The sequence below is a fragment of the Inquilinus sp. genome (assembly GCF_057815775.1).
Map to the genome: position 1 here is coordinate 1 of NZ_JBYRFX010001130.1, position 10,647 is coordinate 10,647.

Annotated in this window: 13 protein-coding genes; 7 read left to right on the forward strand and 6 right to left on the reverse strand. The window is 68.5% G+C overall.

Annotated features, from left to right (window positions below; all coding sequences use genetic code 11):
- Both AC3XYG_RS40190 and AC3XYG_RS40195 read left to right on the forward strand, forming a co-directional pair.
- Positions 1–542, forward strand: a 542-nt coding sequence (locus AC3XYG_RS40190; RefSeq protein WP_489145523.1) for a sensor histidine kinase, incomplete at its 5' end; no start/stop codon positions are given.
- Between the two features lie 4 nt (positions 543–546).
- Positions 547–1,272, forward strand: a complete 726-nt coding sequence (locus AC3XYG_RS40195) for a response regulator (RefSeq protein WP_489145524.1) — start codon at positions 547–549, stop codon at positions 1,270–1,272.
- 54 nt (positions 1,273–1,326) lie between these two features.
- Here the strand turns inward: AC3XYG_RS40195 and AC3XYG_RS40200 are convergent, their stop codons facing one another.
- Positions 1,327–3,465 carry a hypothetical protein gene (locus AC3XYG_RS40200; RefSeq protein WP_489145525.1) on the reverse strand — a complete coding sequence of 713 codons (2,139 nt, stop codon included), beginning with the start codon at positions 3,463–3,465 and terminating at the stop codon, positions 1,327–1,329.
- A 347-nt stretch (positions 3,466–3,812) separates the two neighbouring features.
- Here AC3XYG_RS40200 and AC3XYG_RS40205 point away from each other — a divergent pair, with 347 nt between their 5' ends.
- A complete protein-coding gene (locus AC3XYG_RS40205) occupies positions 3,813–4,697 on the forward strand; it encodes a response regulator (RefSeq protein WP_489145526.1) in 885 nt (294 codons plus the stop codon).
- 54 nt (positions 4,698–4,751) lie between these two features.
- Here the strand turns inward: AC3XYG_RS40205 and AC3XYG_RS40210 are convergent, their stop codons facing one another.
- Together AC3XYG_RS40210 and AC3XYG_RS40215 are read right to left on the reverse strand one after the other, a co-directional pair.
- Positions 4,752–6,179 carry an MFS transporter gene (locus AC3XYG_RS40210; RefSeq protein ID WP_489145527.1) on the reverse strand — a complete coding sequence of 476 codons (1,428 nt, stop codon included), beginning with the start codon at positions 6,177–6,179 and terminating at the stop codon, positions 4,752–4,754.
- 71 nt (positions 6,180–6,250) lie between these two features.
- Positions 6,251–6,421: a hypothetical protein gene (locus AC3XYG_RS40215; protein ID WP_489145528.1), complete on the reverse strand. Its 171-nt coding sequence runs from the start codon at positions 6,419–6,421 to the stop codon at positions 6,251–6,253.
- Positions 6,422–6,633: 212 nt separating this feature from the next.
- Here AC3XYG_RS40215 and AC3XYG_RS40220 point away from each other — a divergent pair, with 212 nt between their 5' ends.
- The 3 genes from AC3XYG_RS40220 (at position 6,634) to AC3XYG_RS40230 (ending at position 7,852) form a co-directional block, all read left to right on the forward strand.
- Positions 6,634–6,843: a cold-shock protein gene (locus AC3XYG_RS40220; protein WP_489145529.1), complete on the forward strand. Its 210-nt coding sequence runs from the start codon at positions 6,634–6,636 to the stop codon at positions 6,841–6,843.
- Between the two features lie 321 nt (positions 6,844–7,164).
- Entirely contained in the window at positions 7,165–7,368 is a 204-nt protein-coding gene (gene rpsU, locus AC3XYG_RS40225) for a 30S ribosomal protein S21 (RefSeq protein WP_309794088.1), read from the forward strand.
- Positions 7,369–7,555: 187 nt separating this feature from the next.
- Positions 7,556–7,852, forward strand: coding sequence for a hypothetical protein (locus AC3XYG_RS40230; RefSeq protein WP_489145530.1), 297 nt, complete (start codon positions 7,556–7,558; stop codon positions 7,850–7,852).
- 6 nt (positions 7,853–7,858) lie between these two features.
- On the opposite strand, the gene AC3XYG_RS40235 is transcribed toward AC3XYG_RS40230, so the two are convergent.
- The 3 genes from AC3XYG_RS40235 to AC3XYG_RS40245 all read right to left on the reverse strand — a co-directional run bounded on the left by AC3XYG_RS40235 (position 7,859) and on the right by AC3XYG_RS40245 (position 10,232).
- On the reverse strand, positions 7,859–8,833 hold the full coding sequence (locus AC3XYG_RS40235) for a quinone oxidoreductase family protein (protein ID WP_489145531.1): 975 nt from the start codon (positions 8,831–8,833) through the stop codon (positions 7,859–7,861).
- A gap of 113 nt (positions 8,834–8,946) precedes the next feature.
- Positions 8,947–9,789 (reverse strand): hypothetical protein, encoded by an 843-nt coding sequence (locus AC3XYG_RS40240; RefSeq protein WP_489145532.1) that lies wholly within the window; start codon positions 9,787–9,789, stop codon positions 8,947–8,949.
- Entirely contained in the window at positions 9,786–10,232 is a 447-nt protein-coding gene (locus tag AC3XYG_RS40245) for an ABA4-like family protein (protein ID WP_489145533.1), read from the reverse strand. Before AC3XYG_RS40245 ends, AC3XYG_RS40240 begins: the two co-directional genes overlap by 4 nt.
- A gap of 74 nt (positions 10,233–10,306) precedes the next feature.
- Here AC3XYG_RS40245 and AC3XYG_RS40250 point away from each other — a divergent pair.
- A partial coding sequence (locus tag AC3XYG_RS40250; RefSeq protein ID WP_489145534.1) for a TetR/AcrR family transcriptional regulator occupies positions 10,307–10,647 on the forward strand: 341 nt, incomplete at its 3' end.

Below are 10,647 nucleotides of genomic sequence, written 5' to 3' on the forward strand. Positions count from 1 at the left end.
TCGGCAACCTGCTCGACATGACCCGGCTCGAATCCGGCGTGCTGCGCCCGAAGCTGGAGGCGGCGGAGGTGGCGGAGATCGTCGGCGCCGCGGCCGACCGCTGCGCCCCGCTGGTGACGCGCCATCGCCTGGCGCTGGACCTCGCGCCCGACCTGCCGCTGTATCTGCTCGACCCGATCCTCTTGGAGCAGGTGCTGGTCAACCTGATCGACAACGCCGCCAAATATGCCCCGGCCGGCACCGCCATCACGGTTTCGGCGCGGGAGGAGAAGGGGCTGGTGATCCGGGTGCTGGACGAGGGCGACGGCATCCCGGAGGACAAGCTGGAGGCGATCTTCGACAAGTTCAACCGCATCCACCACGGCGACAGTGCCCAGGCGGGCACTGGCCTCGGCCTGGCCATCTGCCGCGGCTTCGTCGAGACGCTGGGCGGGCACGTGCGGGCCGGCAATCGCGGCGACCGCCGCGGCGCCGTCTTCACCATCACCTTCCCGCCGGACCTGGCCTCGCCGCTGCTGCCCGGCAGCTCGATGGGGCTGTAAGCCGATGCCGAACACCCCCCTGACACCACCGCCGGCCCCGCCGGCGCCCCGCATCCTGATCATCGACGACGAGCCGCAGATCCGCCGCTTCCTCAAGATCAGCCTGGCCGCCGACGGCTATGCCCCGATCGATGCGGCCAGCGGGACGGAGGGGCTGGAGCGGCTGGTGCAGGACCGGCCCGACCTGGTCATCCTCGACCTCGGCCTGCCCGACATGGACGGCCAGCAGGTGCTGAGCCGGATCCGCGAGCTGTCGGCCGTGCCGGTGATCGTGCTGTCGGTCCGGGCGGGGGAGGCGGAGAAGGTCGAGGCGCTGGACCGTGGCGCCAACGACTATGTCACCAAGCCCTTCGGCATCGCCGAGCTGACCGCCCGGCTGCGCGCCACGCTGCGCCGCGGCGGGCAGGAGGAGGGGGCGGTGCAGGCGGTGATCGAGGCCGGGCCGCTGGCGGTCGACGTGCCGCACCGCCGCGTCCGGCTCGACGGGCGAGAGATCAAGCTGTCGAAGAAGGAGTTCGAGATCCTGCGCCTGCTCGCCGCCCATCAGGGGCGGGTGGTGACGCACCAGAAGATCCTGCGCGAGGTCTGGGGCCCGGCCCATATCGACGCCATGCAGTATCTGCGCGTCTATGTCGGCCAGCTGCGCCAGAAGCTCGGCGACGACCCCGCCCGGCCGCATCTGATCGCGACCGAGGCCGGCGTTGGCTATCGGCTGGTGGTGGAGGGGTAGGGCGCCACCACCCTGCCCGGATCCGGCCATCGGCAACGCTAATGGCGGCAGCCCTTAGGGCGGGGTCGCCTCGTGCAGCGTGTCTGTCATCGCCGACACGTCGGCCTCCAGGCGGGCCATGAAGTCCCGGAACTCCGGGAGATCGCGCAACGGGTCGAGCTGGACATCGTGCTTGACGATCCCCAGCAGCCAGAACCGCACCCTCGAGGTGCGGGAAAAGACATATTCGAGGCGTTCGAGAGCGGCGTCGGGTCGGCCGGTGATCGCGTAGGTGCAAGCCGCGTTGTAGTTCACGACGTAACCCTCGGGGTTGATGGCAAGGGCCCGCTCGGCCCACTCCACGGCGCGCCGGTTCTCACCGACGGAGACCAGCGTCGCGGCGCCGGCGCAGAGCGCCATGGCGTCCTCGGGGCGCCGGGCCAGCTGTGCTTCTATTCGGACAAGGGCCTGCCGCGCCGCCGTCAGGGACTGTTCGTGGAGGCCGAGCGACCCATAGCAGTCTCTGAGAAGCACCAGGGAGATATAGTCGGTCGTGCGCAATTCCGCCGCGCGCTCGAATAGGGCGGCGGCTTTGTCATACTGGCCGGTGTTCCGGCAAACCTCGCCATGCCATTCATGCGCTTCGAACAGATCGGGGTCGAGTTCGATGGCCCGATCGAAAGCGGCCGTCGCTTCCCCGGCCTGTCCGCTCAAGAAAAGCGCCAGCCCTTTGGAGGCGTGCGCCTCGGCCAGGTTCGGCGCGAATGCCAAAGCCGTGCTGCTGTTCCTGAGGATCTCCTGGTAGGAGATGTCGGTGCCGCCGCTCATCCACAGCATCGCATCGCATTCGGCGATGCCGGCATAGGCCCTGGCATATCCCGGATCGATCTCGATGGCCCTGGTGAACATCTCCCGCGCCGCCCGCAGCAGATGCTTGTCGCCAAAGCCTCCGAACAGGAATGAACGGCCGTGGAGATAGCATTCGTAGGCGTCGACATTCGTCGTGGCGCGGCCTGCGATCGACCTCAGCTCTCCCGGGAGCAGATTCACCTTGAGCGCGCTGACGACGCTCCGCGATATGTCGTCCTGCAGCGAGAAGATGTCGCCGAAATCGCGGTCATAGCGTTCCGACCAGAGGTGGTCGCCCGTCGTGCCGTCGATCAACTGCACATTGATCCGCACCCGGTTGGCCGCCTTCCGGACGCTGCCCTGAAGCACGTACCCGACATTCAGCCGCCGGGCCGCCTCGGTGACCTCCATCGCCTGGCCCTTGTAGGTGAAGGCGGTGTTCCGGGCGACGACGAACAGGGCGGAGGCCTGGGAGAGGTCGGTGATGATGTCTTCGGTGATGCCGTCGGCGAAGTACTCCTGCTCCGCATCGCCGCCCATGCTGGTGAAGGGCAGGACGGCGACATGCCGGCGGCCCGGCCCGCCGCCGCGCTGCACCGGCCCGGCCGTCGGCGCGGGATCCTCTTCGCGCGATGGGCTCTCGACGCTCGCCGTCCGCCTTGCGGTCAGCGACCGCCAGGCTTGGGCCAGCGCCTGCACCGCATCACCGCCGGCATCGGCCAGTAGCCGCGCCGACACCTCGCATTGCTCCTCCGCCTCGCGCTGGCGGCCCCCGGCCAGCAGGATGCGCAGCAGCGCCACATGGGTCGAGACGTCGTCGACATCGACACGGACGAGGGTGCGCGCATGCGGCAGCGCCGCCTCCGGGGCGAGGGCATGGCGCTCGAGGAGGGTCTTCAGGATCAGCGCGTGCAGCCGGCGCGCCTCCTGGCGCTCGGCCACGCACCAGGCCTGGAAGTCGGGGCAGTTCGGCAGATCCAGCCCTTCGGCGAACTCGCCATGAAAGGCGGTGGCGGCGCGTTCGAGTTCTTCTGTCGAGACGGTTTCAATACCGGGCACGAGCGCACCCCGCACGGCGAACAGGTCGATCTCGGCATCGGCGGCATCGAAGCGCACGGCGTCGTGTTCCGCGACGATGCGCCGTTGCCCGGGCGTGTCGACCACGCGGCGGAGCAGGCTCAGGCTTGAGCGCAAGGCGCCGCGCGGATCGTCGGGGGCATCCCAGAAGATCGCGCAGAGCCGTTCGCGGCGGTGCGCCCGCCCCGTGGCCGCGAGATAGGCAAGCAAGGCCCGTGCCTTCCGCGAAGAGGGCAGGGCCACCCGCTCGCCGTCGCGAATGACCTCGACCTCGCCCAGCAGGCGCAAGACCAGCTGTGTCACTTCGGACATCGATCAGATCCAGGGGTGAATTTTCGCATCGGCCTGGAAGCTGTTCGGTTCCGAGGAAATTATCGGCCTCATGAATCGATTCCAACACGCAATTTCAACGCATCCTGACACGCTCGCTGAGACGCCTGCGATCTAGATCATTACGGCAGCGTCGCGGAAGGTCGCCAGAAGCCCACCCGACGCCTGCTCTCCCCATGATCCAACCGGCGCGCGGATCAGCCACGCGGGGCAGGCCGCCGCTGACGCGCTGCACCGCAGCGCGCCCGGGTCCGATCCCGGAAGCTTTCATCGCCCACGCATCCAGCCAGGAGCCGGAAACAAGCATGACCGCCATCTCCGCGGCACTTGGTACCACCACTGTCGAGTCCGTACGACCGCCGATGATGACGCCCTTCGACCGCGACACGCGCGTTTCGGTGCTGGCAACGGAGACGGGCGCTGGGCCCGCCTTCGGAAGCATTCGACCGGTGGGCCAGGACGGCGACCGGCAGGCGCGCATCCTCGTCGTCGGCGACGATCAGGCGATGAAGCAGATGGTGGCCGATTTCTTCGAGCGGCACAGCATGGGTGTCGTCCTGGCCTCGGGGCGGCAGGGCATGGCAGGGCAGCTTGCGGCCGACGAACCCAACCTGGTGATCCTGGACGTGGGGCCGGGCGACATGGATGGGCTCAACCTGCTGCGTGAGATCCGATCTCGGTCCGGCATTTCTCGGTCCGGCATTCCGGTGATCATCATCGGGCATCGCAGCGATGAGGCCGACCGCGTCGTCGGCCTCGAGCTCGGCGCCGACGACTATGTCACCAAGCCGTTCAGTCCACGCGAGCTGTTGGCCCGGGTGCGTGCGGTGCTGCGGCGCCATGGACCTGGGGTGGTGCCGCACGACTCCGAGCGCGGGCGCTCCCGGTTCGGCGACTGGCTGCTCGACCGGCGCAGCCGCCGCCTGATCGACGCCGACGGCGAACGGGTGACCCTGACCAAAACCGAATACGGCCTGTTGGTCGCGTTTCTCGACGCGCCGCAGCGCGCACTGACCCGCGAACACCTGCTGCAGGCGACGCGCGTGCATGAGGACGTCTTCGACCGCAGCATCGACGTCCAGATCCTGCGCTTGCGCCGCAAGCTGGAAGCCGATCCGAGCGCGCCGCGCGTCATCCAGACCGAGCGCGGCATCGGCTATGTCTTCGTCCTGCCCGTCGAACATCTCTGAGCCGATGGCGCCTCGGTCTCGACCCGCCTTCGTCCACCTGACGCGATCGGCCCCCTAAGCCGCCGTCCGATCCTCCCTGCGGTGCCTCGCGCCGCCGATGCGCAGCGCCACGGGCAGGCACAGCAGCGGGGCCAGGGCGACCAGGCCGAACAGCCAGCGGGCGGCGCTGGCGGTGCCCTCGATCCCGCCCGGGTCCAGCAGGCCGCCGAGATTGGCGACCATGCCGGCCAGGGCGGAGGCCAGGGCCGTGACGGCCATCTGCACCGTGGTCAGCGAACTGGCGGTCAGGGTCCTCTCATCCTCCGGCGCGGCCTGCAGCGCCCGCGTCAGCAGATGCGGCCAGGCCGAGCCGATGCCCAGCCCGATGCAGACCAGGGCGACGCAGATCGGCGCCAGCAGCCGCCAGTCATCGGTGCCGGCGACCGGCACCAGCGCGGTGAGGCACACCATCCCGGCCAGGGCGAGCACCGGGCTGGCCAGGATGGCGCGGCCGGCGGCCCGGTTGCCGGCGCTGGAACTGGTGATCGACCCGGCCGACCAGCCCGCCGACATCAACGCGGCCAGATAGCCCGAGACCAGCGGCGTCTGCTGGTGCAGCACCTGCAGGAACAGCGGGATGAAGATCTCGCTGCCGGTCACCGTGACGGTCAGCAGCGACATCGCCAGGAACAGGCGGCTGAGCGGCGAGGACAGCCGGAAGATGTCGCGCGGCAGCAGCCGGGTGCGGGCCCGGCGCTCCACGCCGATCAGGGCGGCCATCAGCACCAGGGCGAGGACCAGGCCGGCGATGCCGATCCGGATGTCCGGCGAGACGCTGCCGGCCGACACCACCAGCACGGATGCGGTCAGCAGGACGAGTTGGAACAGCGGCAGCGCGGCGCGGTCGCCGGCCTCGCCGCGCTTCGGCAGCACCGATGCGGCCAGCACGGCGAACAGCACGGCCAAGGGGGCGGCGCACCAGAAGGCGGCCCGCCAGACCCCCAGTTCGGCGAAGACGCCGCCGATCGCCGGGCCCAGCAGCGTCGCCACGCCCCACATGGCGGAGACCAACCCCATGCCGCGCGACCACAGCGACTCGTCCAGGATCAGCCGGATCATGGCGTAGGACAGCGCCAGCATGAAGCCGCCGCCCAGCCCCTGGACCAGCCGGCCCAGCAGCAGCACGGGCATGGTCGGGGCCAGGCCGCACGCCAGGGCGCCGACGGCGAAGACCAGGGCAGAGGCGACATAGGCACCGCGCGGCCCCAGGGCGGCCAGCAGCCGGGATGACAGCGCCGCCCCCAGGATCGAGGCGGCGACAAACAGCGTGGTGTTCCAGGCGTAGTAGTCGATGCCGCCGATGTCGCGGACGACGGAGGGCAGGATGGTGATGGCGATATAGACGCTGACGGCGTGCAGCGCGGTGCCGCCGGCCAGCGCCAGCGACCGGATGGCGTTGGCGCCCGAGAACAGCGCGCCCCAGCCCGGCTCCGACCTCGACATGTCGCGTCCTCCTCGACCCGCCGGCACGGCTCGGTGCTGACGGGGTTTATTCCAAGAATTCTCTTCGTTTATTAGCGGGGCAGGGTTCGATAAGTCAAGTTATGGCTTGGAAAAATGCGAATGACCGCCAGCATGGCGTAGGTCGCGAGCGGGCCGAGGCCGAGCGCAGCGAAGCCCATCGCCATCCTCATCGCAGGCGGCGACAATCCTGATGCGAGCATTGTGCCGGCCGCCAGCATCACCTAGGATCTCTTTCGCATGTCCCTTTTTCTCCGCTGACGCTTGCAAAAGCGTTGCCGCCGGATTAAATAGGGCCGTGAAATTCGCTTTGGTTTGGTCCGCCCCCGCCGCTCGCAACCGAGCTATGGACCCCGTTCCCGACCATAATCGAAGATTGATCCGGCATGTGGCTTTGCATGCCGGCTTTGACCATTGTGCAAAAGGAGCACACGAAATGGCGACTGGAACCGTCAAGTGGTTCAATAGCCAGAAGGGCTATGGCTTCATCCAGCCGGAGAGCGGCGACAAGGATGTTTTCGTCCACATCTCCGCGGTGGAGCGTGCAGGTCTGCACAGCCTCAATGAGGGCCAGAAGGTCAGCTACGAGCTCGAGACCGACCGTCGCACCGGCAAGGTGTCGGCTGGGAATCTCCAGGAAGTCTGATCTAAAGGGCGGCCGCTCGCGGCTGCCTCTCTAAGCGTACCGGACCGGGCCCCTCGCATGGGGGGCCCGGGTCCAAAAAGTGGCCCGGGCCGCAACGGCGGTCCGGCGTAAGAAATAAGAAATGAAAACCGTACAGAATAAGAAATCGTCCCGCTTCTCGCATCATCCGGTGCGGAAGTCCTTGTCCCATAGCATGACCGTCGTGCGGCTCCCGCCGCGTCCGGCGGAACTGTCCCGCAGCGAAATTCGTCGAATCGTTCTCGACATTCTCGGCTGAATGGCGTAGTCCCGCCCGACCTCTTTGATGAAAGGCCTCTGCTGATGCAGGTGTTCGTCCGCGACAACAACATTGACCAGGCGCTCCGCGTCCTCAAGAAGCGGATGCAGCGCGAAGGCATCTTTCGCGAGATGAAGCAGCGTCGGAGCTACGAGAAGCCGTCTGAGCGCCGTATCCGTGAAGAAGCCGAAGCCGTTCGGCGGCAGCGCAAGGCGCTGCGCAAGCGGATGCAGCATCAGGGCTACTGATCCCGGGCGCGAGGCGACAGGCCGGTTCGGCCATCGCTTCGCCCCCAGGTTTGGGCTCTGAATGCAACGAGGGGCATCTGCTCCTCGTTCTGGTTGGGTGGGCCATCGGCCTGCCATCGCTCAAGGGTGCCGGTTGGCGCCCTTTTGTCGTTTGCTGTATCTGGCCCGCCATACCGGAGGTCGACCGATGGATGTCTCCGCCCTGCGACTCACCCTGGCCGAGGACCGGCCGCCCGCGTCCCTGACGCCCCCGCTGGCCGCCCTGTGGTGGGATGCCAAGGGCGATTGGGCGAAGGCGCATGGCTGCGTCGACTCCGAAGACGGGGCCGACGCCGCCTGGGCGCACGCCTATCTGCATCGCAAGGAGGGCGACCTCGGCAATGCCGGCTACTGGTACCGTCGCGCCGGCCGGCCGATGCCGTCGGTGAGCCTGGAGCAGGAATGGGCCGAGGTCGTCACCGGGCTGCCGGATGAAACAGCCTGAGGTCTCTCAGGCCACCTCGTCCGGGATCAGCACGACCTTGCCCGTGACGCCGCGGCTTTCCAGCCGCCGGTGTGCATCGGCGCCGCGCGACAGCGGGAAGGTCTCGATCTCGGGGTAGGCGACCGCCCCCGACCGGAACGACTCGAACAGCGTGGTGGCTCGCTCCAGCCGGCTGTGGCGGCTGTCGAGATGATCCCACAGATCACCGCCGACCAGCGTCTTCGACTGGTCCATCAGCATGCGCGGGTCGATCAGCGGCGGGTTGCCGCCGGCCATGCCATAGAACACGACGGTGCCGCGCGGCCGGGTCGCGGCCAGGCTGTCCTGCAGGGTCGTGCCGATCGAATCATAGGCGACATGGACACCGCCGCCGCTTAGTTGCCGCACGACTCGGACCCAGTCGTCAGCCGTGCACACGCCTTGATGGGCCCCCTTGGCGATGGCGAAGTCGACCTTGGCAATCGTCGAGGCCAGGGCGATGACGATGGCGCCGCGCTGCTTCGCCAACTGCACCAGGATCTGCCCGACGCCGCCGGCCGCGGCATGGACCAGGACCTTGTCCCCCGGTCGGATCGTATAGCTGTCCTGGGCCAGGTATTGCGCCGTCAGCGCCTGTAGCAGGATGGCGGCGGCCTGGATGTGGCTGATGCCGGCCGGCAACGGGATGGCCTTGTCCATCGGCACATTGACCCGGGTGGCGTTGGCCAAGGGCACATCGGCAAAGCCGATGCGGTCGCCGATCTTGACGCCGATGACATCGGCACCGATGGCGACGACCTCGCCCGAACCCTCATAGCCCGCGATGTATGGCGGTGTGCCGACGAGGGTGTAATTGCCCTGGCGGCGATAGATGTCGGCGAAGTTCAGCCCGATCGCCTTCATCGCCAGCTGCACATGGTGGGCCGGCACCGCGGGATCCGGCAACGACCGGAGCTCCAGCACCTCGGGACCGCCGAACCGGTCGAACACCAACGCATCCATGGGCCGTCTTTCCGCTGGATCGATGCGGCCGCGGCCCCATGATCGGTTTCCTCTGCCGTGGAATTATCCACGGATTGGCAGCGGCGCGACAACGGCGATTTCCCCTGGCTGGATCACAAGCCGATCAGCGGGCGGCCCAGCGCCGCCTGGGCGAAGGCGGCGAGGGTCAGCAGGACGTAGAGGGCCGACACCAGCCACACCGCCAGCCGGGCCTGACGCGGGATGGTCGCAACCAGCCCGGCGCCGGCGAGCGGCAGGAGCTGCTGGGCGTGGATGCCGAGGAAATGTGCCACCCGCAGATCGCCCCCGGTGGTCGACCAGTTCAGCAGCGGCAGCCCCGGGTCATTGGCGACACCGCCCACGCCATGGCCGCCATGGACGGCCATGGCGATGCCGGCCCCGGTGCCCAGCACGAAGGTCAGTCCCAGCCCCAGCACGATCGCCAGGCGCAGCGCTGGGGGCAGCCCGGTGCCGTGACGCGCGATCTCTCGGGCGAGTGGCAGGGTGGTCGCGGTCAGGGCCACGGCGCCGATCCCCATCAGGGCGAACATGATGGCGTGGAACGGGGTGGTTTCGTTGAAATGCGAGGGCTGGCCGAGGGCGGCCTGCAGGGTGATGTAGCCCAGCTCGAACGTGCCGGCGGCGATGATCGTCCAGCGCATGGCGCGGATCGGGGCCGCGAGGCGCCGGGCCTCGGGCAGCGCGCCGGTCAGCCAGGCGCTGGTCAGGGCGAACAGCCCGACCGAGAGCATGAACTTGGCCGGCTTGGCCCAAACATCCTCGCCATGGAGCTGGCGCGCATCGAGCGCCCAGGCGACGCCGAGGACCAGGGCGATGGCGAACAGGGCCAGCCCGAAGCCGGCCAGCACCGGGTCGCTGCGCCGGATCGTCCGCAGCAGGCGTATCGGCGCGTGGGGGAGAGCCCCAAGAGTCGTGGTCGCCGGCTCCATGGTCATGCCTCCGTAGCCAGGCCGGGGGCGCGGCGGCGGACGGCAGCCCGCAGCAGGACGAAGGCCAGCAGGCCGGCCGGACCGAACTGGAAGGTCAGGACGAAGCAGGGGATCAACAACAGATGTGGCAGACCCGCCCGCTCGCCCTCGCGGGCGATCCAGGTGCCGACGAACAGGTCGAAGGCCAAGTAGTGCAGCCAGCCCGCGACCAGCATGCCGGGTGAATCGAACAAAGCCCGCACCGCGGCCATCGACCCATAGCCGCCCTGGGCCGACCACCAGCTGGTGCCGACCAGCCCGACATAGGCGGCGGCGAACAGCAGCGGCACGGCCAACCCGGCGGCGCTCCGCAGCCGGTCCTTGTGGCGCGGCAGCAGCGGTGCGGCGGCCAGCGCCAGCCAGCCGAGGGTCGCAAGCATGTTGCCGCCTTGGAACAGCAGGTCGAGCATGGCTTTCCCTTTGTCTGAACAGTGTTAAGATGACGCTATCACTGAATCTAAACACTGTAAAGTTTGGGAGAGTCATGACGGAGGATGCAGCGGAGCCCGGGCAGCGGGAGCGCTATCACCACGGCGACCTGCAGCGGGCGCTGATCGAGGCGACGGAGGCGATCCTGATCGAGCGTGGGGTCGAAGGCTTCACCCTGCGCGAGGCGGCGCGGCGCGCGCATGTGTCGCCCGCCGCTCCCGCGCATCACTTCGGTAGCTCCGCCGGACTGCTGACCGAAGTCGCCATTCTCGGTTTTGAGGAACTAGCCCGCCATCTCGCCATTGAGGGATCCGCCGAAAGCCCGACCGCGCGGCTGAAACAGCAGGGCGCCGGCTATGTGCGCTTTGCACTCGCCTATCCCGGGCGCTTCCAGCT